The organism is Streptomyces sp. Je 1-4 4N24, from assembly GCF_026239515.1.
In the GTDB taxonomy this organism is placed as follows: domain Bacteria; phylum Actinomycetota; class Actinomycetes; order Streptomycetales; family Streptomycetaceae; genus Streptomyces; species Streptomyces nigrescens.
The window spans coordinates 3,386,364-3,410,552 of sequence record NZ_CP110836.1 but is presented as its reverse complement, the minus strand read 5'-3'; the positions used below and the strand labels follow the sequence as shown (position 1 = coordinate 3,410,552).

The window sequence follows — 24,189 nt, the reverse complement described above, 5'->3', positions numbered from 1 at the left end:
CTCAGTCCACCGTGACGTAGTCGGGGCCGGAGTAGCGGCCGGTGCTGAGCTTCTGGCGCTGCATCAGCAGGTCGTTCAGGAGGCTGGAGGCGCCGAAGCGGAACCAGTCGGCGGTCAGCCAGGGCTCACCGAGCGTCTCGTTGACCATCACCAGGTACTTGAGCGCGTCCTTGGTCGTACGGATACCGCCGGCCGGCTTCACCCCGACCTGGACGCCCGTCGTGGTGTGGAAGTCACGGACCGCCTCCAGCATGAGGAGGGTGACCGGCGGGGTGGCGTTGACGGCGACCTTGCCGGTCGAGGTCTTGATGAAGTCGGCGCCCGCGAGCATCGCCAGCCAGGAGACCCGGCGGACGTTGTCGTACGTCTGGAGCTCACCGGTCTCGAAGATGACCTTGAGGTGGGCGGCCGTCCCATCGGGCCGCGCGCAGGCCTCCTTGACGGCCTTGATCTCCTCGAAGACGTCCATGTAGCGGCCGGAGAGGAAGGCGCCCCGGTCGATCACCATGTCGATCTCGTCGGCGCCGGCCGCGACCGCGTCACGGGTGTCCGCCAGCTTGACCGGCAGCGCGGCGCGGCCCGCGGGGAAGGCGGTGGCGACGGACGCGACATGGACACCGGAGTCGCCGAGCGCCTCCTTGGCCGTCGCGACCATGTCCGGGTAGACGCAGATCGCCGCGACCTTGGGGCTGGTGCGGTCGGTGGGGTCGGGGTGGACGCCCTTGGCGCACAGCGCCCGGACCTTGCCCGGGGTGTCCGCGCCTTCGAGGGTCGTCAGGTCGATCATCGAGATGGCGAGATCGATGGCGTACGCCTTCGCCGTCGTCTTGATCGAGCGGGTGCCGAGGGTGGCGGCGCGGGCCTCGAGGCCGACCGCGTCGACGCCGGGGAGGCCGTGGAGGAAGCGGCGCAGCGCACCGTCGTCGGCGGTCACGTCCGCCATTGACGCCAGACGCCCCGCGGCTTCCTTGCCGTATGCGGGAACAGTGATGGGCATGGTCACGAGGGGAGCATATCTACGCGCGTAGCGCCATGTCATCCCCCTCGGCCGTCCGAATCCGGCCGGGCGGGCGGGGCATCCGGCCGCCCGGACGCGGCCGATTTCGGCAACATGCCCGGTGGCGGCCGCCTGTCGAGGGCGCAGCCGGGGGTCCGGACGCACCCGCACCCCGCGCCCGAATGATGCCGTAACGCAATGTCCGGCATCCGGACGGTCAGGCAGAATCGGCCTCATGACGAGCCAGGACCGCACCACCCCGCCTCAGCAGCAGTACGCGGAGCGCAGCTACCGCTCGCCCGCGGCCCTCGTCGGCGGCGCACTGCTCCTTCTGCTCGGACTCTGGCTCGGCGGCGACGCACTGCTGCGGGGCGTCGTGCACACCAAGCTCACGGCGCTGTTCGCGCTGCTCCTCGGGGTGCCGCTGGTGATCGCCTTCACCCTGCGGCCGCAGGTCAGGGCGGGCGAGGACCGGCTGACGGTGCGTAATCCGTTCCGTACGATCACGCTGCCGTGGGGCGCGGTGGAGGACCTGCGGGCGGCGTTCTCCGCCGAGGTGTTCACCAGCGGCGGCAAGTACCAGCTGTGGGCCGTCCCGGTCTCGCTGCGGCAGCGCAAGAAGGTCAGCCGCCAGGCGGCGCGGGGCTCCGCGCCCCGGCCCCGTTTCGGGCTGAACGCCGACGCCGGCCCGGTGCCGCGCGCCATGGCCGACCAGACCCTCGACGAGCTGCGCGAGATCAAGGAACGCGCCGCCCACCGCGAGAGCGCCCAGGGCGAGCCGGTGGTGCGCTGGTCGTACGAGATCCTCGCGCCGATGGCGGTGGGCGCGGTGGGGCTGGCGGTGATGGTGGCGCTGTAGGCGTCCTGGGGCTGCGGCCCGTAGTGGGAGCCCGGGAGTTGAGCACGCCCCAGGGTTGTTTCCCCGCCGCCCACCCCGGTGTTGTTGTTTCCCCGCCGCCCACCCCCCTTCGGGGGGTGGGCGGGTAGGGCGGGTAGGGAGGGGTGGGCGGGTGGGGAGAGGAGGGCCCTGGGCTCAGATCCCCGCCGCCTCCGACAGATCCGCCTTGATCGACGCCAGCGTCGTGTCGGCCTTCGTACGGGCCTCGGGCAGGGCCTCGGCCGAGGCCACCGGGACCACGACCTCCAGGTAGCACTTGAGCTTGGGCTCGGTGCCGCTGGGGCGGACCACCACGCGGGCGGCCTCGATCCCGGCCTCCGGCGAACCGGACAGGTAGTAGCGCAGCCCGTCGGTCGGCGGCAGCGTCTCCGTGCCCCGGTTCAGATCGTCGGCGCGGGTCACGCTCAGGCCCGCCAGCGCGGTCGGCGGCTGCGCGCGCAGCCTGTGCATGGCGTCGGCGATCAGCGACAGGTCCTCGACGCGGACCGAGAGCTGGTCGGTGGAGTGCAGCCCGAATTCCAGGGCGAGGTCGTCGAGCAGATCGGTGAGGGTGCGCCCGGACTGCTTGAGTTCCGCGGCCAGCTCGGTGATCAGCAGGGCCGCGGTGATGCCGTCCTTGTCGCGGACGCCCTCGGGATCGACGCAGTAGCCGAGCGCCTCCTCGAAGGCGTACCGCAGACCGTCCACCCGGGCCAGCCACTTGAAGCCGGTCAGCGTCTCCTCGTACGGCAGCGAGGCGGCGGCCGCGATACGCGACATCAGCTGGGAGGAGACGATGGTCGTCGCGAAGGTGCCGGACGCCCGCTTGCTCACCAGGTGGGCGGCGAGCAGTGCGCCGACCTCGTCGCCGCGCAGCATCCGCCAGCCGTCCGGAGTGCCGGGAGCGGGGACGGCGACGGCGCAGCGGTCCGCGTCGGGGTCGTTGGCGATCACGATGTCGACGCCGGCAGCGCCCCGTTCGCGGGCGGTGGCGAACGCGAGGTCCATCGCGCCCGGCTCCTCCGGGTTGGGAAACGCGACCGTCGGGAAGTCCGGGTCCGGCTCGGCCTGTTCCGCGACGACCGTCGGTGCCGGGAACCCGGCCCGGGCGAAGGCGGCGACGAGAGTGTCCCGGCCGACGCCGTGCATCGGCGTGTAGACGACCTTGGTGTCCCGGGGGGAGCCCGGGGTCAGCACCGCGTCCGTGCGCGCCAGATAGGCGTCCAGGACCGTCTCGTCGAGGGTTTCCCAGCCGGACTCCGGGCGCGGGACGTCGGCCAGGGAGCGGACCGCGGCGATCTCGGCGGCGATCTCGCCGTCAGCGGGCGGCACGATCTGGGAGCCGTCGCCCAGGTAGACCTTGTAGCCGTTGTCGCGCGGCGGGTTGTGGCTGGCGGTGACCTCGACCCCGGCCACCGCGCCCAGGTGCCTTATCGCGAAGGCCAGGACGGGGGTGGGCAGCGGGCGCGGCAGCACCGCGGCGCGCAGGCCGGCGCCGACCATCACGGCCGCCGTGTCGCGGGCGAAGTCGGCGCTCTTGTGGCGTGCGTCATAGCCGATGACCACCAGGCCCGAGCCGTCACCCTGCGCCTTGAGGTACGCGGCGAGGCCGGCCGCGGCCCGGATGACCACGGAGCGGTTCATCCGCATCGGGCCCGCGCCCAGCTCACCGCGCAGCCCGGCGGTGCCGAACTGGAGGGTGCCGGCGAAACGGGCGGCGAGCTCGTCGGTGTCCTCGGCTTCGATGAGCTTGGACAGCTCGTCCCGGGTCTCTGGGTCGGGGTCCTCGGCCAGCCAGGCCTGGGCCCGGTGGATCAGCTCCGCGGGATCGGTAGCCACGTGATGCTCCTGACGGTGGATGCGGGTGGGGGCGCGCTGAGGACAGCTGGGGAGGGCGGGCCCTCTCGGCTCGTCACGCATACCCCGTACGCGCGTAAGGGGAGCCGCAGAACCGGCCAATGCCACTGGATGGCAGCGCGCGGGGGAGGGCCGCGCCGCACGGCGGGGACCGGCGGGCAGGCGGCGGGACCGGTGCGGCGGTGACGGCGGCGGGGCGGCCCGGCGGGTGGGGTGCACCCGCCGTGGCCGTCTGCCGTCGTCGTCCGGGCGCGGCGCCGTGGCGCCGCGGTGTCTCAGAGCTTGCCGAGCACCTGGGCGAGCAGGCTGCCCATCCGGGTCGCGGAGTCGCGGCCGGCCTGCAGCACCTCTTCGTGGTTGAGCGGCTCGCCCGTCATGCCGGCGGCGAGGTTCGTCACCAGCGACAGGCCGAGCACCTCGGCGCCGGCCTCGCGCGCCGCGATGGCCTCCAGGACCGTGGACATCCCGACCAGGTCGGCGCCCAGGGTCCGGATCATCTTGATTTCGGCCGGGGTCTCGTAGTGCGGGCCGGGGAACTGGGCGTAGACGCCCTCCTCCAGGCTCGGGTCGACCTCCTTGCACAGCGCGCGCAGCCGCGGCGAGTACAGATCCGTCAGGTCGACGAAGTTCGCGCCGACGATCGGGGAGGTGGCGGTCAGGTTGAGGTGGTCGCTGATGAGGACCGGCTGGCCGGGGCGCATGCCCTCGCGCAGACCACCGCACCCGTTGGTGAGCACGACGGTCTTGCAGCCGGCCGCGACGGCGGTGCGGACACCGTGCGCGACCGCGGCGACCCCGCGGCCTTCGTAGTAGTGGGTACGGCCCAGGAAGACCAGCGCCCGCTTCGCACCGACCTGGTACGAGCGGATCGTGCCGCCGTGTCCGGCGACGGCCGGCGCCGGGAAGCCGGGCAGCTCGGTGACGGGGAATTCGTGCTCGGGCGCGCCCAGGGCCTCGGCGGCCGGAGCCCAGCCGGAGCCCATCACCAGGGCGACGTCATGGGTCTCGGCGCCGGTCAGCTCACGCAGACGGGCGGCGGCGTCGGCGGCGGCACCCTGCGGGTCGCGCGCGATGTCCGGAGTAACAGATGCGTTCACGCGGACGAGGGTAGCCGGTATTCCCCTACGCGCGTAGATGTCGCTGCTCACGGTGCTGGGATCGGATGGTTGTGGCATCTGCCAAAAGCAGGTCCCCGGGCGCGTCGCGGCACCCGTACGGCGGCGTGCCCGCCGCGGCCGGCCCGTGCCGCCCGTCAGCAGGGCCGCTTGCGCAGCTCCATCACATAGTCGTGCGGCGCGCCGGCCGACTCCGCGGCATCCGCGATCTCGCCCAGATAGCGGGCCGACGGCAGACCGCCCTCGTAGCCGTTGAGGACATAGATCCACGCCGCCTCGTCGCCGTCGAGGGTGTGCACCCGCACCCGCATCCGGCGGTAGATGTCCATGCCGACGCCCTCCCAGCGGTCCATGGACTCCTCGTCCATGGGCGCGATGTCGTAGAGCGCGACGAAGAGCTGGGAGGCGGGGGCTTCGACGACCGTCGCCAGCGCGCCTTCCCAGCCCATCTGCTCGCCGCCGAAGGTGAGCCGCCAGCCGTTGAGCCAGCCGGTGCCGCGCAGCGGCGAGTGCGGTGCGCGGCGGGACATCAGCCGCGCGTCGAGGTTGCCGGCGTACGCGGCGTAGAGCGACATGGTTCCGAGGGTACGGGAGGTTGCCCTTCGGGCTCGTGGTACCGGAGGTTCGGACGGTAGCCCAGGTGGAGCGCGCTCCGGTGCCCGTCAGGGACGGAGGACGCCCCCGGGCGAGAGCGACGTAGGGGCGTGCGGGACAATGGAGTACGTGACTCGGATCGTGATCATCGGTGGCGGACCCGGCGGATACGAAGCTGCCCTGGTGGCGGCTTCTCTCGGCGCGGAGGTGACCGTCGTCGACTGCGACGGTCTGGGCGGGGCGTCGGTGCTGACCGACTGCGTGCCGTCGAAGACTCTTATCGCCACGGCCGAGGTGATGACGACCTTCGACTCCTCGTACGAAGAGCTCGGCATCATCGTCGAGGACGACACTCCGCACGTGGACCGGCCCGCCCGGGTCGTCGGCGTCGACCTCGGCAAGGTCAACCGACGGGTCAAGCGTCTCGCGCTCGCCCAGTCGCATGACATCACCGCGTCCGTGACCCGCGCCGGCGGCCGGGTCATGCGCGGTCGCGGGCGGCTGGAGCCCGGCCAGGCGCCGGACGGCTCCCGCAAGGTGACGGTCACCGCCGCCGACGGCACCTCCGAGGGGCTGATCGCGGACGCGGTGCTGATCGCCACCGGCGCGCACCCCCGTGAGATCCCGGACGCGCTCCCCGACGGTGAGCGGATCCTGAACTGGACGCAGGTCTACGACCTCGACGAGCTGCCCGAAGAGCTGATCGTGGTCGGCTCCGGTGTCACCGGTGCCGAGTTCGCCGGCGCCTACCAGGCGCTCGGCTCCCGCGTCACCCTCGTCTCCTCCCGCGACCGCGTGCTGCCGGGCGAGGACCCGGACGCCGCCGCCGTCCTGGAGGACGTCTTCCGCCGCCGCGGCATGAACGTCATGTCGCGCTCCCGGGCCCAGTCCGCCAAACGGGTCGGCGACCGCGTCGAGGTCACCCTGGCCGACGGCCGCACGATCTCCGGTACGCACTGCCTGATGGCGGTCGGCTCCATCCCCAACACCGAGGGCATCGGCCTGGAAGCGGCCGGCGTCAAGCTCAAGGACTCCGGCCACATCTGGACCGACAAGGTCTCCCGCACCTCCGCCCAGGGCGTGTACGCGGCCGGCGACTGCACCGGCATCTTCGCGCTGGCGTCCGTCGCCGCCATGCAGGGCCGGATCGCGATGTACCACTTCCTCGGTGACGCGGTCACCCCGCTGAACCTCAAGACGGTCTCCGCGAACGTCTTCACCGACCCGGAGATCGCCACTGTCGGCTACTCCCAGGCCGACGTCGACAGCGGCCGGATCGACGCCCGGGTCGTGAAGCTCCCGCTGCTGCGCAACCCGCGCGCCAAGATGCAGGGCATCCGCGACGGCTTCGTGAAGCTGTTCTGCCGCCCCGGCACCGGCATCGTCGTCGGCGGTGTGGTCGTCTCGCCGCGCGCCAGTGAGCTGATCCATCCCATCTCGATCGCGGTCGACAACAATCTGACCGTCGAGCAGATCGCCAATGCCTTCACGGTCTACCCGTCGCTGTCCGGCTCGATCGCCGAGGTCGCCCGCCAGCTGCACACGCGCAAGGCCGCCAGCGAGTAACCGGTGTGCGGCAACCGGCGGACGGCCGCGGTCGATTGTTTGTGCCACCGGTGAGCACTTGGGATGAAACGTGCCTGCAGCGGGCAGGTGCCGGACCGCTGCCCCAGGGTGGCCGTCGTCCGGGCCGTCGGGGCGCCTGACCAGGCGCCAAGCCGGTCGTCCCGCCCGGGAGTTCGACATCCGCACGACATATGCATACCGCATACCACGTCACGCTCCGCAGCGTGAGCAACTTCCGTTAATTGGTGCAACCTGCTGAAAACAGACGGTCGTTGGCGTTACTGTCAGTTTCGTGTTCGCTGCAGAACGTCGCCAATTGATCCTTGAAATGGTGCGCGCCAATGGAGCCGTATCGCTCCGGGAGCTCGCCCGCGTCGTCCAGACCTCCGAAGTAACCGTACGGCGGGACGTGCGGGCGCTGGAGGCAGAGGGACTGCTCGACCGCCGGCACGGCGGTGCGGTCCTGCCGGGAGGCTTTACCCGCGAATCAGGATTCCCACAGAAATCCCATCTAGCGACCGCGGAGAAGACGGCCATCGCCGATCTCGCGGCCGGCTTCGTCGAAGAGGGCGAGGCCATCGTCGTCGGCGCGGGAACGACCACGCAGGAGCTGGCCCGCCGGCTCGCCCGCGTCCCCGGTCTGACCGTCGTCACCAACTCCCTTCTGGTCGCCCAGGCGTTGGCCCATGCCAACCGCGTCGAGGTCGTGATGACCGGCGGCACCCTGCGCGGCTCCAACTATGCGCTGGTCGGCAGCGGTGCCGAACAGTCCCTCCAGGGCCTGCGGGTGTCCCGCGCCTTCCTGTCGGGCAGCGGTCTGACCGCGGAGCGCGGTCTGTCCACCTCCAACATGCTCTCCGCCAGTGTCGACCGGGCGCTGGTGCAGGCGGCGGGGGAGGTGGTGGTGCTCGCCGACCACACCAAGCTCGGCTCCGACACGATGTTCCAGACCGTGCCGACGGATGTGATCACGCGTCTGGTCACGGACGAGCCGCCGGGTCATGACGACCGCGCCGCCACGGAGCTGCAGGCGCTGGCCGATCAGGGCGTGCAGATCGCCGTCGCCAACGGCTCGGGCGTGGGCCACGGGCCGGGGCAGCCGGGGATGGAGGGTGGCCCGGGGGACCGCAGAGGGCCCCGGCGGGACGTCCCGCTCCCGGGCCAGCGGCGTAGCCATCCGCCGGGCGGCGGGGCCGGCGGTCCACAGCTCCGCTCGGCCCCGTCCCTGAGTGAGTCCTCCGGCGGCCGGGTCGCCGATCTGGCGCCACGGCGGCGCTGAACGCAGAAGTCGGGGGCGCGCCACCGGGGCGCGCCGACCCGGCGCGGAGGTGCCCGTCGGGCCTCTCCGACCCTGATACGCCGGACACCCCCTAGTGGTTCTCCCCCTTCAGCCCGCGCAGGGTGAGCGTCAGCAGCCGGTCGGCGAGCTTGGGGTCGTCCGGGGACTCCTCGACGGCCAGCGCGATGCCGTTGGTCAGCTGCATCAGATCGCTGATGCTCACATCCGGGCGTACGGCCCCGGCCTGCTGGGCGCGGGTCAGCAGCGCATCGCCGGCCTCCCGCATCGGCACGCTGCACCGCCGCATCCCCGAGCTGTCGTCCGCGGATGCCGTCATCAGTGCCCGTGACAGCCCGCGGTAGGTGGTGGCGTGGGTGATGATCGCGCGCAGCCATTCGACCAGCGCGGCGCACGGCTGCGGCGCGTCGGCCAGCTCCCTGGCGTGGGTCAGCAGGGCGTCGACCTCCCCCTGGAAGACCGCGCCCATCAGGGCGGTCCGGTTGGGGAAGTGCCGGTAGAGGGTGCCGATGCCGACGCCGGCGCGGCGCGCGATGTCCTCCAGCGAGGTGTCCGTGCCGTGTTCGGTGAAGGCCGTACGGGCCTCGGTCAGCAGCCGCTCGTAGTTGCGGCGGGCATCGGCCCGCATGGGGCGTACGTCAGGCGTCCGCGCAGGTGCGGTCGCCGCCGGGCCCGTCGTCTGCGGCTGCCCTGCCGTCTCGGTCGCCATCGCCGTCCTCCCTCGACCCGGCCGGTTGCGGCCCGGTGGCTCCAGGATGCCATTGCGTACACGGGCGGCTGCCCCGGTCCCTGGGCCAGGGCTTGTCGGAGGGGGCCTCCGAGTGGGGGGAACGGTCCCGCCGCGCCCGCCCGGTGGCCGTCCGGCAGAGCTGGGATGAAGTCCCGGCATCCCCCGGTGGTCGTGCGACCGAACACCTCGCCGTCCCCGCAACGCCGCGCCTCCAAGGGCCATCAAACCAGGCGCAATGAGGTCTTCCGGGGGTCGTCCGGAGGCCCGGGAAGACGCCGTGACCGGCCGCCGGGGAAGCGGGCGCGGCGCGGGACATCTGGGGAAAACGTCATGGGACTGACCAGCCGATCGCTGTTGTACGCCGTGGCCGCGGTCGCCGTGGTCTGTGTGGGCCTCACGCTCTGGCTGTGGCCGCGGTTCGCCGGGCGCGGGCCGCGGGCGCTGCTGGGGCGGCTCGGCTCGATCTTCGCGACCCAGCTGACCATCGTGGCGGCGCTCGGCCTGGTGGTGAACACCAACTTCCAGTTCTACGCCTCGTGGCACGAGCTGCTCGGGCTGTACGACGACGCACCGGCCGCCGTCGGCAAATGGGGCGACCAGGGATCGGCCGGGCCCGTCGGTGACCCGTCGAAGGGACTGGTGCAGACCTCGGGGCCGGAGGGCCTGGACAAGGTGCACGGGCTGCCGAAGGGGGCGCCGGAGCAGGCCGGCAAGGTCGAGACCGTACGGATCGTCGGGAAGCGGACCCGGGCCGTGAACCCGGCGTACGTCTATCTGCCGCCGCAGTACTTCCAGCCCCAGTACGCCCGCCAGCGGTTCCCCGTCATCGTCGCGCTCAGCGGCTACCCCGGCGGCACCTTCCTGCTCGGTCAGCATCTGCGGCTGCCGCAGACCGCCGGCGGGCTGATCCGGGCCGGCCGGATGCAGCCGACGGTCATCGTGATGCTGCGGCCCACCATCGCCCCGCCCCGCGACACCCAGTGCGTCGATGTGCCGGGCGGACCGCAGGCCGAGACGTTCTTCGCGCGCGATGTGCCGGACGCCCTCAAGTCGCACTACCGCGTCGGTCACGACCCCGGCGGCTGGGGCCTTCTGGGCTACTCCTCGGGCGGCAGCTGCGCCCTCCAGCTCACCATGCGGCACGACCGTACGTACACCGCGGCGGCCGCCCTGTCGCCCGACTACAAGGTCAGCAACGACGCCACGAGCGGCAACCTCTTCGGCGAGGGACGCGACCGGGTGCGCCGCCGTCAGGAGCACGACCTGATGTGGCGTCTGGAGCATCTGCCCGCGCCCCGGGTGAACGTCCTGGTGGGCACCAGCCGTACCGGCGAGAAGAACTATCCGGCGGCCAAGGCCTTCCTCGCCGCCGTCAAACCACCGATGAAGGCGGACTCCGTCATCCTCGACCACGGCAGCCACAACTTCGCCACCTGGCGCCGTGAACTGCCCGCCGCGCTCCAGTGGATGGGCAGGTCACTGAGCTTCCCGGAGGACGTGGTGGGGAACTCCTAGCCGGAGATTTCCCGGCGGCCGGGCCTGCGCTCCACACAGCGGGCCCTTGCGAAGAAGGCGCCACGTGCGGTTCTCCCGAGCCGTGCGCGCTCTTCCTCGGCCGGCCGGTCACTTCTGGGATGCCGGGACGAGACCGGGAGCGCTCTTGAAGGAGAGGGTCTCCATCAGGGGCTTGCGCTTGGTGTTGTGGAAGGCGGCGATGCGCCACTGGCCGTCCGGGCCCCGGACGAGGGTGTAGGTCTGGATCTTGGTCAGTTTCTTCGGCCGGCTGCCCTTGTGGCTGTCGCCGCGTCCGGTGACCACGGCGGTGTCCGGGCCGTAGAAGCGGACGTCCAGGATCTCATCGGCGAGCTGTGTGCCCTTGAGGAATGTGGCGAACAGCGTCCGGTGGCTTTCGGTGATGTCGCGGCGGCCGCGGTAGTACGTGCCGACGAAGGTGACGTAGGTGGCGTCCTGGGTGAAGAGCGCACCGTACGCGTCGGCGTCGTGGCGTCGCCAGGCGTCGATGAGCGAGGCGATCACTGTGGTGACGGCATTCCGGTCGTCCGTGGTGGGCATGAGATCCTCCAGGTAGTTACACTCATGCAGATATTGCGGTGGAGCATTATCTGCATGCGTGCAGCTATTTCTGCAAGGGGTACCCAGGGACATGGCAGAACCAACACCGGCCGAACAGCACCTGATCTTCCGTCAGTACCTCGACGCCGTGGGACTCCACGGCATGGCCGGGGCGGAGGCGGTGGGGCTCACCGCCTCCGAGTGGTACGCGCTCAGCCAGATCGCCCTGGAAGGCACGCTCACCTCCGGAGGACTGGCCGCGCGCACCGGCCTCACCACCGGGGCCACCACCCGTCTCATCGACCGCCTGGAGCGAGCCGGATTCGTCCGCCGGGCCGCTGATCCGGCCGATCGGCGGAAGGTGGTCATCGAGCCCGTGACCGACTCCCTCGACCGCGTCGAAGACGTGGTCGGACCTGCCCGGCGCCGGATCGCCGAGGTCCTCGCCCGGTACACCCCGGAAGAACGCGCCGTCCTCTTCGATTACTTCACCCATGCCGCCCCCGCCTTCCGGGCGGCCACCGAAGAACTCCGGGAGGCGGCGGCGCACCGTCGCCGGCCGGCGCCCCGCGCCCGCTGAACACGCGCGAGGGGCCCCCGGCGGTGATGCCGGGAGCCCCTCGTCCGTCGGGCGGAGCGCCGTCGGGTCAGTCCTTGATCTCGCAGATCACTGCGCCGGACGTGAGGGCGGCGCCGACCTCGGCGGTCAGGCCCTTGATGGTGCCGGAGCGGTGGGCGTTGAGCGGCTGCTCCATCTTCATGGCCTCCAGGACGACGACCAGCTCGCCCTCGGTGACCTGCTGGCCCTCCTCGACGGCGACCTTGACGATGGTGCCCTGCATCGGGGAGGCCAGTGCGTCGCCGGAGGCGGCGCCGCCGGACTTCTTGGCGGCCTTGCGCTTCGGCTTGGCGCCGCCGGCGACCGCGGCCCGGGCCAGCGGCATGCCCAGCGAGGACGGCAGCGAGACCTCCAGGCGCTTGCCGCCGACCTCGACGACGACCGTCTCGCGGCTGTCGGCCTCGGCCTCGTCCGCGCCTGGGGCGGCGAACGGGGCGATCTCGTTGACGAACTCCGTCTCGATCCAGCGGGTGTGGACCGTGAACGGGCCGGCGGAGCCGGTGAGTTCGGGGGCGAACGCCGGGTCCTGGACGACCGTGCGGTGGAAGGGGATGGCGGTGGCCATGCCCTCGACGGTGAACTCCGCCAGCGCACGGGCGGCGCGCTGCAGTGCCTGCTGGCGGGTGGCGCCGGTGACGATCAGCTTGGCGAGGAGGGAGTCCCAGGCGGGGCCGATGACCGAGCCGGACTCGACGCCCGCGTCCAGGCGGACGCCCGGACCGGCCGGCGCGTCGAACGTGGTGACCGTGCCGGGGGCCGGGAGGAAGTTGCGGCCCGGGTCCTCACCGTTGATCCGGAACTCGAAGGAGTGGCCGCGGACCTCCGGGTCGTCGTAGCCGAGCTTCTCGCCGTCCGCGATCCGGAACATCTCACGGACCAGGTCGAGGCCGGTGACCTCCTCGGTGACCGGGTGCTCGACCTGCAGGCGGGTGTTGACCTCCAGGAAGGAGATCGTGCCGTCCTGCCCGACGAGGAATTCGCAGGTGCCGGCGCCCTCGTAGCCGGCCTCCTTGAGGATGGCCTTGGAGGCACGGTACAGCTCGGCGTTCTGCTCCTGCGTCAGGAACGGGGCCGGGGCCTCCTCCACCAGCTTCTGGTGGCGGCGCTGCAGCGAGCAGTCACGGGTCGAGACCACGACGACGTTGCCGTGCTTGTCGGCCAGGCACTGGGTCTCGACGTGCCGCGGGCGGTCCAGGTAACGCTCCACGAAGCACTCGCCGCGGCCGAACGCGGCGACCGCCTCGCGCACCGCGGAGTCATACAGCTCCGGAACCTCTTCGAGGGTACGGGCCACCTTCAGACCGCGGCCGCCGCCACCGAAGGCCGCCTTGATCGCGATGGGCAGGCCGTGCTCCTTGGCGAAGGCCACGACCTCCTCCGAGCCGGAGACCGGGTCGGGCGTGCCGGCGACCAGCGGCGCACCGGCACGCTGGGCGATGTGCCGCGCGGCGACCTTGTCGCCGAGGTCACGGATGGCCTGCGGGGGCGGGCCGATCCACGTCAGCCCGGCGTCCAGGACGGCCTGCGCGAACTCCGCGTTCTCCGACAGGAAGCCGTACCCGGGGTGGATGGCGTCCGCGCCCGAATCGGCGGCGGCAGCCAGGACCTTGGCGATGTCCAGGTAACTGGTGGCAGGAGTGTCACCGCCCAAGGCGTACGCCTCGTCTGCCGCGCGTACGTGCAGTGCGTCCCGGTCGGGGTCGGCGTAGACGGCTACGCTGCCGATCCCCGCGTCCCGGCAAGCACGGGCAACGCGAACAGCGATTTCGCCACGGTTGGCGATGAGCACCTTGCGCACGATGGGTCCTTCCTTGGCGCTTCGCCGCATCTATTGGATGCCGCGATTTTAGGGACTGGCGACACCGCGTGCCGACCCGTTCCCTGGGGTGAGCTTGCCCACACGGAGTGTGCTCGGGGCGCCAGTGAGGAACCTAAGTCCCCTGGTATCCCAGGGTAGGCCCGGATTCCTGGGCTCCGGCTCGCGACCTGGTGTGGCTTAGGTCTCGAACTTTGGACGTCCAGCGGATCGTCAATTCTTTGTGGAGTCCCTACGAATGGGCGAAGGAAACTTTGCGGTCCGCTCCGTCCGTCGGCGCGCCGACGGTCTCGTGTCCGCAGTCGTCCCTGCCTACCCGTGCACAACCCTTGCCCCAGCTATTACCCATTAGTAGCGTGCCCGATGTCTTCTGTACTCGCGGTAACCGGGGTAACGGCGGCAACAGGCGCCCACATGGCGCATCGGGCGGGACAACGGCGGAAGTGGGTGGACGGGGTGAGGGTGGCACGACGGCCGGTGGCCTTGGCCGCGGCGGTGGTACTGATCCTTGAGGCGTTCGGGATCGTGCTGCTCAACTGGATTCTGAGCATCGTCGTGGACCGGCAGCAGATGTCCCTGGCCGGTCTGCAGCCCCGCGCGATGTCCACCGGCTCCTGGGTGGCCGGCATTCTCTTCGGCCTCTACCTGCTGTTCTGCGCCGTCGTGCTGCTCCGCAGCGCCCTGCGCGACCGCGCACCCGGCGGTTTCACCCGTATCGCCCTCATCGGCTGCGCGGTGGTGCACGGCATCCTGGGCGCCTTCTCCGTCGGCCTGGTCGGCTGGGTCGCCTTCCTCGCGATGATGGTCGTGCTGGGGCTGCTGGTGCTGACACTGATGGCGTACAACGAGGGCCTTACGGGGGATGCGCAGGGAAACGCGGAAAACACCCCGAACGGCGCACCGCCGGTGGCCCCCACCTCCGCCTGACCCCTCGCTTCCCGCCCGACGGCCGGGTCCGCCGCTCCCCGTCCGGGCCCGAACTCCCCGTCCCCCGGGGCCGATCGACTCCCCCGGGGCCTACGACACGCCCGGGCAGGCTCGTCGCGCGATGCCGTAGGACGGGGATGGCGGGCATGCCCGCATCGGTTGCGGGTGCGCAGGGCCGGGCGCACGGGAGCACGACAGATCCCTACGCGGTGTTGCGGGGGCTGGATGACGAAGCGTCCGCCCTCCCCGCCCCCGGCCGCTACTTCACCGGCGCATGCTCCCGCAGCACCTCCAGGAACGCGCGCATCCACTCGGGGTGGTCGTTCCAGGCGCGGGCCGAGACGACCTTGCCGTCGACCACCGCCGCGCCGTCGACGAAGGTGCCGCCGCCCATCTCCACGTCCGGTGCGCAGGCCGGGTAGGCGGAGGTGCGGCGGCCCTTGAGGACGCCCAGCGGGGCCAGGGAGATGGCGGCGTGGCAGATGTGGGCGACGGGCTTGTCGGCGTCGAAGAAGTGGGTGACGACGCGTCGGTAGTCGGCGTCGTTGCGGAGGTACTCGGGTGCCCGGCCGCCGGGGAGCACCAGCGCCGCGTAGTCGGCCGGATCGACCTCGGACAGGGCGAGGTCGGACGGCCAGGAGTGGCCCTCGCGCTCCACGTAGGTGTCGAAGTTGTCGACGAAGTCATGGACGACGAACTGGAGCTTCTTGCGGGAGGGGGCCGCGATCCGGGGCTCGTACCCCTCCTCCAGCAGCCGCTGGTAGGGGTAGAAGAACTCCAGGTCCTCGGTGGCGTCACCGGCGACGATCAGGATCTTCGGCATGGTGCGGACTCCTCACGATGGTGTCGATCGGGGCGATCGAGTCGTTTCGGATCAATCGGTTCCCCACTCGGTGACCTCGAATGCGTCGCCCACCGCCACCTTCCCGGTCGCCAGCACCGAGAACTTGGATCCGAACGCCACCCCGCCCTCGGGCACCCGCCGGTACGAGGCGAGTGTGCGCAGTGGTTCGGGGCCCGCTTTGCCGCCCGTCCGCTGGTCGACGAGGGTGACCGCGCAGCGGACCGCGAGTTTGGTGAACCCCAGCTCGCCGCCGCCGACCGTGACCCTGCGCACCCGGTCCTCGGTCTGCGGTGCGTCCCAGCCGTCCACCACGAGGTTGGGCCGGAACCGGTCCATCGGGACCGGCGGGCGGCCGGCGGTGGCGATCCGGCGGTTGAGGTCGTCGAAGGAGGCCAGGGAGAGGACGTGCAGGGCGCTGCTGTCGGCGAAGCCGGAGGTGCCGGGGGTGAGCCCGTCGGTCACCCGGTCGTGCTCCGGCGGTACCCGCACCAGCCGGCTCTCGGCGCCCAGCACCTCGGACAGCCACCCGGCCGCCCGGTCCCCCTGGTCGACCGCGCGGTACGGCTCACCGAACATCTCGACCTCGGACCGGGCCGTCGAGCCGGTGCCGAGGTCGATGTCCAGGCGGAGCGGGGCGCTGTCCGGCGCGTGCAGGGTGAGGTGCGCGCCGTCGGCGCTGACCTCCGGCCGGATCACCGCCAGCCGGGGGTCCTTGCGCTGGCTCCGGAAGACGCCGCCGGGGCCGACGACCAGGAAGCTGCGGTCGTGGGGGAGGCCGGCCGGGGTGAGCTCCGCCTCGGCCGCCGGAACGCCCGCGCAGCCCTTGATGGGGTAGCTGATCAGCTCGACAACTGTTGCCATGCGGGCAGCGTAGGCGCCGGACGCCGGCGCGTCCCCGGCTTTACCGCGGCGTGGGCGGTCCGGACCGCGGCGTGGGCCGCCCGGCGCCGGGAGGGCCGCTCAGGTCCACAGTTCGGTGATCGCGACGTCCAGGTCGGCGAGCAGCCGGCGCAGCAGCGGCAGGGAGAGGCCGATGACATTGCCGGGGTCGCCGTCGATGCCGTCGATGAAGGGGGCGGAGCGGCCGTCGAGGGTGAAGGCGCCGGCGACGAAGAGCGGTTCGCCGCTCTCGACATAGGCGGCGATCTCCTCGTCGGTCGGCTCGCCGAAGCGGACCGTGGTCGAGGCGGTCGCGGCCACCCGGCGGCCGTTCGCGGTGTCGATGACGCAGTGGCCGGTCTGCAGGATGCCGGAGCGGCCGCGCATGGACTTCCAGCGGGCGGTGGCGTCCTCGGCGTCGGCGGGCTTGCCGAGCGCCCGCCCGTCCAGCTCCAGGACCGAGTCACAGCCGACGACCAGGGCGCCGGCGGCCTCCGGGCGGGCGGCGACCACCTCGGCCTTCGCCTCGGCCAGCACCCGGGCCAGCTCACCGGGCGTGGCAGCGGGGAGCGCCTCCTCGTCGACGCCGCTGACGATGACCTCGGGGGCCAGCCCGGCCTGGTGCAGCAGGGCCAGCCGGGCGGGGGACTGGGAGGCGAGGACGAGACGGCGGGGGCGGGACTCTTCGGTCATGCCCGCCATCGTACGGAGCCCCGGTCGCCGGGGCTCCGCCCGGACTACTTCTTGAGCACGGCCTCCATGACCGACTTCGCGATCGGCCCGCCCAGCTTGCCGCCGGCGATCTCCGACCGGGGGATGTCCATGTCCTTGGGGTCGACGAAGACGGCGACCGCGACCGGGGAGCTGCCGTCGCTCTGCTTGGCGTAGGAGACGAACCAGGCGTAGGGGCGTTCGTCGTTGACGTTCGCGCCGTGCTGGGCGGTGCCGGTCTTGCCGCCGACGGTCACCCCGTCGATCGCGGCCTTCTCGGCGGTGCCCTCGTTGACGGTGTACTCCATCATCTCCTGCACCTTCTTCGCGGTGTCGGCGGAGACGGCCTGGGACATCATCTTCGGCTCGATCTTCTCGACCGTCGACAGGTCGGAGCCGCGCACCTCGTCGACGAGGTGCGGCATCATCACCTTGCCGTCGTTGGCGAGGCCGGCGGCCACCATCGCCATCTGCATCGGTGTGCTGGTGAGGCTGCCCTGGCCCATCCCGGTCAGCGCGGTCTGCGGCTTGTCGAGCGTCTTCGGGTAGAGGCTCTTGGTGGCCAGCAGGTCCCCGAGGTCCTCGTCGTAGACATTGGCGTTGAAGCCGAACTTCTCGGCGGTCTCGCGCATCTTGTCCTTGCCGACCTTCAGCGCGGTGTCGAGGAAGACGTTGTTGCACGACCACTGCATACCGGTCTTCAGCGAGGCCTTGTCACAGGGAGCGCCCGCGACATCGTTCCCGATCTTCGTGGTGCTCTGCGGCAGCTGGTACGGGGCGGGCGCATCCGAGGACGCGTTGATGTCGGAGACCACGCCGTGCTCCAGGGCCGCCGCCGCGGTGAGGACCTTGAAGGTCGAGCCGGGGGCGTAGGTCTCGCGCAGTGCCCGGTTGCTCAGCGGCTTGGACTTGTCGGCGTCCAGCTCCTTGAACTTTTGGCCCTCGGCGTTGGAGATGCCGGTGAAGGCCGACGGGTCGTAGGAGGGAGTGGAGGCGAGGGCGAGGACCCGGCCGTCGCGCGGGTCGAGCGCGACCACCGCGCCCTTGGCGTTGAGGTCGGTCAGACCCTTGTACGCGGCCTTCTGGGCCTTGGGGTCGATGGTGGTGATCACATCGCCGCCGCGCGGCTTCTCGCCGGTCAGGATGTCCTGGGCGTTCTTGAGGGCGAGCCGGTCGTCCTTGCCGCTGAGCACCTTGTTGTAGATGCCCTCCAGGAAGGACGTCCCCTGGGCCTGTGAGGCGAACCCGGTGACCGGTGCGTACATCGGGCCGTTCTTGTACGTCCGCTTGTACTTGAAGTCACCGGAGGTGGCCACCGAGCCGGTGACCGGCTTGCCGCCGACGATGATGTTGCCGCGCGGGTAGGAGAACGCCTCGATCTTGACACGGCGGTTGTTCGGGTCGTTGGAGAGTTCCTCGCCCTGGACGAACTGGACCCATGTCACGCGGACCAGCAGGGCGAGTACCAGCACCCCGCAGAAGACGGCTATGTGCCTCAGCGGCCTGTTCATCGCTCTCCCACTTCCGTCCGGCTGCCGCCCGGGCGGCCGAAGGCCCGAATTGCGCTGTCGAGAGGGAAAGACACGAAATCGGCGGAGGCGGTTGCAGTCGGGAAGTGTGAGCGTCGCCTCTCCGTACGCGGGAACAGCGATACCGCGTACGGGAACGGCTACTTCCCCGCGAGCAGGACCATCAGCACCACCGCGGCCACGGCCAGCACGATGCCCATCCGGCGGAGCTTGGCCTGCACATCGCGCAGCTCCTCAGGAGGCTCATCGGGCGGATCTGACCACAGCATGTATCGATCCTGTGCCCATGACGACCTGTGGCGCCTGAGTACGCGTACTCAGGCGCCACGGCGCAAGGGACTAGTCAATGCACTATGCACCGACCCGGCGGCCCCGACGGCCACCCGATGTCAACCGGTCAATGCGGCCAGTAACTCGTCCGCCAGGCCCGCGGCCCCGGATGCGGCATACGGGCCCGTGCCGGAACCGTGGACGCGGGGTCCGACCACTCGGTGCCGCGGTCCTTCTTTCCGGGCGCGACGGCAGCGGCGGCCGCCGCGCGGGCCTGGACCACCGCCAGTGCGGCGGCCAGCTCCTCAGGGGTCGGATTGCCCCGTACGACCTTGATCATCGAGAACGGCTCCCTTCGCTGGTTCCGCTGGTTCTGCCGGTCAGAGCGGGATGTTGCCGTGCTTCTTCGGCGGCAGCGCCTCGCGCTTGTTCCGCAGCGTGCGCAGCCCGCGGACGATGTGCCGGCGCGTCTCGGACGGCATGATCACCGCGTCGACATAGCCGCGCTCGGCCGCGACGTACGGGTTGAGCAGGGTGTCCTCGTACTCCTGGATCAGCTCCTGGCGCCGCTCGTCCTGCGCGGCCGGGTCCTCGATCGCGGCCAGCGTGCGGCGGTGCAGGATGTTGACCGCGCCCTGTGCGCCCATGACGGCGATCTGTGCGGTCGGCCAGGCCAGGTTGAGGTCCGCACCCAGGTGCTTGGAGCCCATGACGTCGTACGCGCCGCCGAACGCCTTGCGCGTGATGACCGTGATCAGCGGGACCGTGGCCTCCGCGTACGCAAAGATCAGCTTGGCTCCGCGCCGGATGATCCCGTCGTACTCCTGGTCCGTCCCCGGAAGGAAGCCGGGCACGTCCACGAAGGTGATCACCGGGATGTTGTAGGCGTCGCAGGTCCGCACGAACCGCGCGGCCTTCTCGCTCGCCTTGATGTCCAGGCAGCCGGCGAACTGCATCGGCTGGTTGGCGACGATGCCCACCGAATGGCCCTCGACCCGCCCGAAGCCGGTCAGGATGTTCGGCGCGAACAGCGCCTGGGTCTCCAGGAATTCGTGGTCGTCCAGGACGTGCTCGATCGCGACATGCATGTCGTACGGCTGGTTCGCCGAATCCGGGATCAGGGCGTCCAGCTCGCGGTCGACGTCCGAGGTCTCCAGGTCCGCCTCCTCCGGGAAGGCGGGCGGCTCGGAGAGGTTGTTGGACGGCAGGTAGGACAGCAGGCCCTTGACGTAGTCGATGGCGTCCTTCTCGTCACCCGCCATGTGGTGCGCCACGCCCGAGGTGGTGTTGTGCGTACGCGCACCCCCCAGCTCCTCGAAGCCGACGTCCTCACCCGTGACCGTCTTGATGACGTCGGGGCCGGTGATGAACATGTGCGAGGTCTGGTCGACCATGACCGTGAAGTCGGTGATGGCGGGGGAGTACACCGCACCACCCGCACAGGGACCGACGATCAGCGAGATCTGCGGGACCACACCCGACGCATGCACATTGCGCCGGAAGATCTCCGCGAACAGACCGAGGGCGACCACGCCCTCCTGAATCCGGGCCCCGCCGCCGTCATTGATCCCGACGACCGGGCACCCGTTCTTCAGCGCGAAGTCCATCACCTTGACGATCTTCTCGCCGTAGACCTCACCCAGCGACCCGCCGAAGATCGTGAAGTCCTGCGAATAGACGCAGACCGGGCGTCCGTCGACGGTGCCGTAACCGGTGACGACACCGTCCCCGTACGGACGGTTCTTCTCGATTCCGAAGTTGGTCGAGCGGTGCCGTGCGAACTCGTCCAGCTCGACGAACGAGCCCTCGTCCAGCAGCAGATCGATGCGCTCACGCGCCGTCAACTTCCCCTTCGCATGCTGCTTTTCCACTGCACGGGCGGAACCGGCATGCGTGGCTTCTTCGACCCGTCGCTGCAGGTCCGCCAGTTTGCCCGCGGTGGTGTGGATGTTTGCTTCCGGCTCGGACATCGGGATGCGGCTCCTGCTCGTCCTGGACTGGTGCTCGTACTGAGGGTGGTACGGGTTTGGCTACCGATTCGTAGCGTATCCGCGGGACTGCTCAGCGGCACTGCGTCGTTGACCACACCTAGGCTGGTCCCATGACGCCTCAACCACCGGAAAACCGGGACAAAGATGCCGGCCGCTGGAGCGACCTGAGCCGCCCCCCGCTGAACGCCGCGGCACTGCGCCGGGCCCTGGTGCGCCCCGGCGCGCTCTGGACCGCCCTGGACGTCGTCCCCGCCACCGGCTCCACCAACACCGACCTGGCGACCCGGGCGGCCGAGGGTGAGGCCGAGGGCGCCGTTCTGGTGGCCGAGGAGCAGTCCTCCGGCCGGGGCCGCCTCGACCGCGTCTGGTCGGCGCCCCCGCGCTCCGGCCTCTTCTTCTCCGTCTACCTCACGCCCCGCGTCTCCGTGGAACGCTGGGGCTGGCTCCCGCTGCTCGCCGGAGTCGCCACCGCCACCGCCCTCTCCCAGACGGCCGGTATCGACACGGCCCTCAAGTGGCCCAACGACATCCTGGTGACCTCCCCCGAGGACTCCGGCGGCGCCGGCCCGGAGGGAGCCGCCGCAGGTGAACGCAAGGTGGGCGGCATCCTCGCCGAGCGCGCCGGCCCCGGCGTCGTCATCGGCATCGGCCTCAATGTCTCCCTCACCGCCGACGAACTCCCGGTGCCCACCGCCGGCTCCCTGGCTCTGGCCGGCGCCCGCACCACCGACCGCGACCCGCTGCTGCGCGCGGTCCTCCGCTCGCTGGAGCGCTGGTACACCGACTGGCAGTCCGCCGACGGTGACCCCGTCGCCAGCCGCCTCCAGGAGACCTATGCGGCCGGCTGCGCCACCCTGGGCCGCTCCGTACGCGCCGAACTCCCCGGCGGCACCGACCTCACCGGCGAGGCCGTGGCCATCGACGGCGACGGGCGCCTGGTCCTGGCCACCGCGAACGGCGTACAGCAGCCGGTGGGCGCCGGCGACATCGTCCATCTGCGCCCCGCGACGCCCCGGCGGGCCGAAGGTGATGACTCCCCGGAACCGTGAGGACGAGCCGCGCACTCCTGGCCCGGTCACCCGGGCCACCCCTGTACCACGTACCCCGCCGCGCCGACGTGTCCCCGCCTCTTCCTTGGTCAGAGCCGACATGTGAGAGTGAGCCAGAGCACACCTGCCGTATCGTTGAGGCGGTCCGCCAGGGAGCGGACCACCGGCGAGCAGTGATCGGAAGGGCAGTGCGCAGGGATCGGACAGGGAGCGGCCGGTGACCGCCGACGACTCGGGCGCCACCCCGCGCGACATGGACACCGACGACGATGCGGTGCGCGACGCCCCCGCCGGCGACCCCCCAGGGGTCGGGGACGAGGGCGACGAGAACAACATCGCCGTCCGCCTCGAACAACTCATCCTCGGCGCCGACCGCCGCTACACGCCGTTCCAGGCGGCCCGCGGCGCCGGCGTCTCCATGGATCTCGCGGCCCGCTTCTGGCGGGCCATGGGCTTCGCCGACATCGGCCAGGTCAAGGCCCTGACCGAGGCCGATGTGCTGGCCCTGCGCCGCCTCGCCGGTCTCGTCGAGGCCGGTCTGCTCAGCGAGGCCATGGCCATCCAGGTCGCCCGTTCCACGGGCCAGACCACGGCCCGTCTGGCCGACTGGCAGATCGACTCCTTCCTGGAGGGCCTCACCGAGCCCCAGGACTCCGGCCTGACCCGTACAGAGATCACCTATCCGCTGGTCGAGCTGCTGCTCCCCGAGCTGGAGGAGTTCCTCGTCTACGTCTGGCGGCGCCAGCTCGCCGCCGCCACCGGCCGGGTCGTCCGGGCCCAGGACGACGCCGAAATGGTCGACCGCCGCCTCGCCGTCGGCTTCGCCGACCTGGTGGGCTTCACCCGGCTGACCCGCCGCCTGGAGGAGGAGGAACTGGGCGAGCTGGTGGAGGCGTTCGAGACCACCTGCTCGGACCTGGTGGCCGCGCACGGCGGCCGGCTGATCAAGACCCTCGGTGACGAGGTCCTCTTCGCCGCCGACGACGCCGGTATCGCGGCCGAGATCGGGCTGCGGCTGATCGAGACGATGGCCCACGACGAGACGATGCCGGAGCTGCGGGTCGGCATCGCCTTCGGCACGGTCACGACCCGGATGGGCGATGTGTTCGGTACGACCGTCAACCTCGCCAGCCGCCTCACGTCGATAGCGCCGAAGGACACCGTGCTGGTGGACCAGGCGTTCGCCGAGGAGCTGGGCCGGATCGGTGACGCTCCGGTCTCCGAGGCCGACGCCGCGGCGGCGGAGAAGGCGGCCGAGGAGGGCACCGGCGCCCCGCCCCCGACGTACCGCTTCGCCCTCCAGCCGATGTGGCAGCGGCCGGTGCGAGGCCTGGGCGTCGTCGAGCCGTGGCTGCTGAGCCGCCGCGACTGACGAAGGGCCGACAGCGCACGCCATCGACTGCGCGCGCCACCGGCGGGCGGCCAACGACCACGCACGCCGGTACCGGGCCGCGTCCCGCCCGTCCACAGCCGCAAACCCGTCCTGTTGCTCCGGGCTCCCACCTGACATGATCCCCACGTCAGGTCAACGACCGTTAACAGGGAGGGCTGCATGCAACGGCAACGGTTCGGTGCGGACGGCTGGGTCGCCATCGAGCGGCACGGCTTCGTGGCGGAGCTGATCATGGACCGCCCCAAGGCCATGAACGCCGTGTCGACGGCCATGGCCGACAGCCTGGTGCAGGCCTGCGCCGAGCTGACCGCGGACCGCTCCGTACGGGCGGTGGTCCTCAGCTCCACCCATGAGCGGGCGTTCTGCGTGGGCGCCGACCTCAAGGAGCGCAACTCCTTCACGGACGCGGACCTGATGCGCCAGCGCCCGCACACCCGCGCCGCCTACACGGGCGTACTGGAACTGCCGATGCCCACCATTGCCGCGGTGCACGGCTTCGCGCTCGGCGGTGGCTTCGAACTGGCGCTGGCCTGCGATCTGATCGTCGCCGACGGTACGGCCCTGGTCGGCCTGCCGGAGGTGTCGGTGGGGGTCATTCCGGGCGGCGGGGGCACCCAGCTGCTGCCGCGCCGGGTGGGCGCGGCACGGGCGGCCGAGCTGGTGTTCACCGCGCGGCGGGTGCCGGCGCCCGAGGCCGCGGAGCTGGGGCTGGTCGACCAGCTGGCGGCGGACGGGCAGGACCGGGCCGAGGCGCTGGAGCTGGCGGCCCGGATCGCCCGTAATTCGCCGGTCGGCCTGCGGGCCGCCAAGCGCGCCATGCGGCTGGGTCACGGACTGGATCTGCGGGCCGGTCTGGAGGTGGAGGACGGCGCATGGCGCAGTGTGGCCTTCTCCGGGGACCGGGCGGAGGGCGTGGCGGCCTTCAACGAGAAGCGGGATCCGGAGTGGCCCGGAGAGTGAATCGGGCAGTGAATCGGGCGGTGCGCGGGCGGGGCGGCCGCCTGCCCACCGTGCGTTCCCGTGGACCTCTGTACGGTCACGCTCCGTAATGCCCC

At 71.3% G+C, this 24,189-nt stretch carries 23 protein-coding genes; 9 read left to right on the top strand and 14 right to left on the bottom strand.

What is annotated here, in order from left to right:
- Position 1 precedes the first annotated feature (1 nt).
- The gene (deoC, locus tag SLV14N_RS14530; RefSeq protein ID WP_208687874.1) at positions 2-997 is read right to left on the bottom strand and encodes a deoxyribose-phosphate aldolase; all 996 of its coding nucleotides are present in this window, start codon (positions 995-997) and stop codon (positions 2-4) included.
- A gap of 235 nt (positions 998-1,232) precedes the next feature.
- Between deoC and SLV14N_RS14525 the strand changes: the two genes are divergently transcribed.
- The gene (locus SLV14N_RS14525) at positions 1,233-1,856 is read left to right on the top strand and encodes a PH domain-containing protein (RefSeq protein ID WP_263269549.1); all 624 of its coding nucleotides are present in this window, start codon (positions 1,233-1,235) and stop codon (positions 1,854-1,856) included.
- A gap of 174 nt (positions 1,857-2,030) precedes the next feature.
- Here the strand turns inward: SLV14N_RS14525 and SLV14N_RS14520 are convergent, their stop codons facing one another.
- The 3 genes from SLV14N_RS14520 to SLV14N_RS14510 form a co-directional block, all read right to left on the bottom strand.
- Positions 2,031-3,713 (bottom strand): phospho-sugar mutase, encoded by a 1,683-nt coding sequence (locus tag SLV14N_RS14520; RefSeq protein ID WP_263269547.1) that lies wholly within the window; start codon positions 3,711-3,713, stop codon positions 2,031-2,033.
- A 293-nt stretch (positions 3,714-4,006) separates the two neighbouring features.
- Positions 4,007-4,828, bottom strand: coding sequence for a purine-nucleoside phosphorylase (locus tag SLV14N_RS14515; RefSeq protein WP_018089217.1), 822 nt, complete (start codon positions 4,826-4,828; stop codon positions 4,007-4,009).
- Between the two features lie 155 nt (positions 4,829-4,983).
- Complete coding sequence (locus tag SLV14N_RS14510) at positions 4,984-5,421, bottom strand: gamma-glutamylcyclotransferase (protein ID WP_018089218.1); 438 nt, start codon at positions 5,419-5,421, stop codon at positions 4,984-4,986.
- 139 nt (positions 5,422-5,560) lie between these two features.
- On the opposite strand from SLV14N_RS14510, the gene SLV14N_RS14505 reads away from it, so the two are divergent.
- Both SLV14N_RS14505 and SLV14N_RS14500 read left to right on the top strand, forming a co-directional pair.
- Positions 5,561-7,006 (top strand): NAD(P)H-quinone dehydrogenase, encoded by a 1,446-nt coding sequence (locus tag SLV14N_RS14505; protein WP_127152744.1) that lies wholly within the window; start codon positions 5,561-5,563, stop codon positions 7,004-7,006.
- Positions 7,007-7,298: 292 nt separating this feature from the next.
- Positions 7,299-8,285, top strand: coding sequence for a DeoR/GlpR family DNA-binding transcription regulator (locus SLV14N_RS14500; protein ID WP_208681266.1), 987 nt, complete (start codon positions 7,299-7,301; stop codon positions 8,283-8,285).
- A 91-nt stretch (positions 8,286-8,376) separates the two neighbouring features.
- Here SLV14N_RS14500 and SLV14N_RS14495 read toward each other — a convergent pair whose 3' ends face one another.
- Positions 8,377-8,931, bottom strand: coding sequence for a TetR/AcrR family transcriptional regulator (locus SLV14N_RS14495; protein WP_093637338.1), 555 nt, complete (start codon positions 8,929-8,931; stop codon positions 8,377-8,379).
- Positions 8,932-9,363: 432 nt separating this feature from the next.
- On the opposite strand from SLV14N_RS14495, the gene SLV14N_RS14490 reads away from it, so the two are divergent.
- Entirely contained in the window at positions 9,364-10,548 is a 1,185-nt protein-coding gene (locus SLV14N_RS14490) for an esterase family protein (protein ID WP_263269545.1), read from the top strand.
- Positions 10,549-10,656: 108 nt separating this feature from the next.
- Here SLV14N_RS14490 and SLV14N_RS14485 read toward each other — a convergent pair whose 3' ends face one another.
- Complete coding sequence (locus SLV14N_RS14485) at positions 10,657-11,106, bottom strand: SgcJ/EcaC family oxidoreductase (RefSeq protein WP_263269543.1); 450 nt, start codon at positions 11,104-11,106, stop codon at positions 10,657-10,659.
- Positions 11,107-11,197: 91 nt separating this feature from the next.
- Here SLV14N_RS14485 and SLV14N_RS14480 point away from each other — a divergent pair, with 91 nt between their 5' ends.
- Positions 11,198-11,686, top strand: coding sequence for a MarR family winged helix-turn-helix transcriptional regulator (locus SLV14N_RS14480; RefSeq protein ID WP_208681263.1), 489 nt, complete (start codon positions 11,198-11,200; stop codon positions 11,684-11,686).
- 67 nt (positions 11,687-11,753) lie between these two features.
- On the opposite strand, the gene SLV14N_RS14475 is transcribed toward SLV14N_RS14480, so the two are convergent.
- Positions 11,754-13,523, bottom strand: coding sequence for a biotin carboxylase N-terminal domain-containing protein (locus tag SLV14N_RS14475; RefSeq protein WP_208681262.1), 1,770 nt, complete (start codon positions 13,521-13,523; stop codon positions 11,754-11,756).
- A 495-nt stretch (positions 13,524-14,018) separates the two neighbouring features.
- Here SLV14N_RS14475 and SLV14N_RS14470 point away from each other — a divergent pair, with 495 nt between their 5' ends.
- The gene (locus SLV14N_RS14470; RefSeq protein ID WP_127155434.1) at positions 14,019-14,468 is read left to right on the top strand and encodes a hypothetical protein; all 450 of its coding nucleotides are present in this window, start codon (positions 14,019-14,021) and stop codon (positions 14,466-14,468) included.
- Between the two features lie 259 nt (positions 14,469-14,727).
- Here SLV14N_RS14470 and SLV14N_RS14465 read toward each other — a convergent pair whose 3' ends face one another.
- The 7 genes from SLV14N_RS14465 to SLV14N_RS14435 all read right to left on the bottom strand — a co-directional run bounded on the left by SLV14N_RS14465 (position 14,728) and on the right by SLV14N_RS14435 (position 20,671).
- Entirely contained in the window at positions 14,728-15,291 is a 564-nt protein-coding gene (locus SLV14N_RS14465; protein ID WP_018089227.1) for a DJ-1/PfpI family protein, read from the bottom strand.
- Positions 15,292-15,342: 51 nt separating this feature from the next.
- Positions 15,343-16,173: an MOSC domain-containing protein gene (locus SLV14N_RS14460; protein WP_208681261.1), complete on the bottom strand. Its 831-nt coding sequence runs from the start codon at positions 16,171-16,173 to the stop codon at positions 15,343-15,345.
- Between the two features lie 99 nt (positions 16,174-16,272).
- Positions 16,273-16,884: a nucleoside triphosphate pyrophosphatase gene (locus SLV14N_RS14455; protein WP_263269540.1), complete on the bottom strand. Its 612-nt coding sequence runs from the start codon at positions 16,882-16,884 to the stop codon at positions 16,273-16,275.
- A gap of 44 nt (positions 16,885-16,928) precedes the next feature.
- Positions 16,929-18,413 (bottom strand): penicillin-binding protein 2, encoded by a 1,485-nt coding sequence (locus SLV14N_RS14450; protein ID WP_208681259.1) that lies wholly within the window; start codon positions 18,411-18,413, stop codon positions 16,929-16,931.
- Positions 18,414-18,571: 158 nt separating this feature from the next.
- Positions 18,572-18,700 carry a morphogenic membrane protein MmpB gene (gene mmpB / locus SLV14N_RS14445; protein ID WP_018089231.1) on the bottom strand — a complete coding sequence of 43 codons (129 nt, stop codon included), beginning with the start codon at positions 18,698-18,700 and terminating at the stop codon, positions 18,572-18,574.
- Positions 18,701-18,828: 128 nt separating this feature from the next.
- Positions 18,829-19,041 carry an acyl-CoA carboxylase epsilon subunit gene (locus SLV14N_RS14440; protein WP_018089232.1) on the bottom strand — a complete coding sequence of 71 codons (213 nt, stop codon included), beginning with the start codon at positions 19,039-19,041 and terminating at the stop codon, positions 18,829-18,831.
- Between the two features lie 40 nt (positions 19,042-19,081).
- Positions 19,082-20,671: an acyl-CoA carboxylase subunit beta gene (locus SLV14N_RS14435; RefSeq protein ID WP_093637352.1), complete on the bottom strand. Its 1,590-nt coding sequence runs from the start codon at positions 20,669-20,671 to the stop codon at positions 19,082-19,084.
- Between the two features lie 131 nt (positions 20,672-20,802).
- Between SLV14N_RS14435 and SLV14N_RS14430 the strand changes: the two genes are divergently transcribed.
- The 3 genes from SLV14N_RS14430 (at position 20,803) to SLV14N_RS14420 (ending at position 24,094) form a co-directional block, all read left to right on the top strand.
- Positions 20,803-21,741 carry a biotin--[acetyl-CoA-carboxylase] ligase gene (locus tag SLV14N_RS14430; RefSeq protein WP_263269537.1) on the top strand — a complete coding sequence of 313 codons (939 nt, stop codon included), beginning with the start codon at positions 20,803-20,805 and terminating at the stop codon, positions 21,739-21,741.
- Positions 21,742-21,958: 217 nt separating this feature from the next.
- The gene (locus SLV14N_RS14425; RefSeq protein ID WP_208681257.1) at positions 21,959-23,113 is read left to right on the top strand and encodes an adenylate/guanylate cyclase domain-containing protein; all 1,155 of its coding nucleotides are present in this window, start codon (positions 21,959-21,961) and stop codon (positions 23,111-23,113) included.
- Positions 23,114-23,293: 180 nt separating this feature from the next.
- Positions 23,294-24,094, top strand: a complete 801-nt coding sequence (locus SLV14N_RS14420; RefSeq protein WP_208681256.1) for an enoyl-CoA hydratase/isomerase family protein — start codon at positions 23,294-23,296, stop codon at positions 24,092-24,094.
- The last annotated feature ends 95 nt before the right edge of the window (positions 24,095-24,189 follow it).

Bases quoted from the DNA above. Each gene is read 5' to 3' on its own strand.
- deoC (WP_208687874.1), bottom strand. From the start codon at position 997: ATGCCCATCACTGTTCCCGCATACGGCAAGGAAGCCGCGGGGCGTCTG.
- SLV14N_RS14525 (WP_263269549.1), top strand. From the start codon at position 1,233: ATGACGAGCCAGGACCGCACCACCCCGCCTCAGCAGCAGTACGCGGAG.
- SLV14N_RS14510 (WP_018089218.1), bottom strand. From the start codon at position 5,421: ATGTCGCTCTACGCCGCGTACGCCGGCAACCTCGACGCGCGGCTGATG.
- SLV14N_RS14505 (WP_127152744.1), top strand. From the start codon at position 5,561: ATGGAGTACGTGACTCGGATCGTGATCATCGGTGGCGGACCCGGCGGA.
- SLV14N_RS14495 (WP_093637338.1), bottom strand. From the start codon at position 8,931: ATGCGGGCCGATGCCCGCCGCAACTACGAGCGGCTGCTGACCGAGGCC.
- SLV14N_RS14490 (WP_263269545.1), top strand. From the start codon at position 9,364: ATGGGACTGACCAGCCGATCGCTGTTGTACGCCGTGGCCGCGGTCGCC.
- SLV14N_RS14485 (WP_263269543.1), bottom strand. From the start codon at position 11,106: ATGCCCACCACGGACGACCGGAATGCCGTCACCACAGTGATCGCCTCG.
- SLV14N_RS14480 (WP_208681263.1), top strand. From the start codon at position 11,198: ATGGCAGAACCAACACCGGCCGAACAGCACCTGATCTTCCGTCAGTAC.
- SLV14N_RS14465 (WP_018089227.1), bottom strand. From the start codon at position 15,291: ATGCCGAAGATCCTGATCGTCGCCGGTGACGCCACCGAGGACCTGGAG.
- SLV14N_RS14460 (WP_208681261.1), bottom strand. From the start codon at position 16,173: ATGGCAACAGTTGTCGAGCTGATCAGCTACCCCATCAAGGGCTGCGCG.
- SLV14N_RS14455 (WP_263269540.1), bottom strand. From the start codon at position 16,884: ATGACCGAAGAGTCCCGCCCCCGCCGTCTCGTCCTCGCCTCCCAGTCC.
- SLV14N_RS14450 (WP_208681259.1), bottom strand. From the start codon at position 18,413: ATGAACAGGCCGCTGAGGCACATAGCCGTCTTCTGCGGGGTGCTGGTA.
- mmpB (WP_018089231.1), bottom strand. From the start codon at position 18,700: ATGCTGTGGTCAGATCCGCCCGATGAGCCTCCTGAGGAGCTGCGCGAT.
- SLV14N_RS14440 (WP_018089232.1), bottom strand. From the start codon at position 19,041: ATGATCAAGGTCGTACGGGGCAATCCGACCCCTGAGGAGCTGGCCGCC.
- SLV14N_RS14435 (WP_093637352.1), bottom strand. From the start codon at position 20,671: ATGTCCGAGCCGGAAGCAAACATCCACACCACCGCGGGCAAACTGGCG.
- SLV14N_RS14430 (WP_263269537.1), top strand. From the start codon at position 20,803: ATGACGCCTCAACCACCGGAAAACCGGGACAAAGATGCCGGCCGCTGG.
- SLV14N_RS14420 (WP_208681256.1), top strand. From the start codon at position 23,294: ATGCAACGGCAACGGTTCGGTGCGGACGGCTGGGTCGCCATCGAGCGG.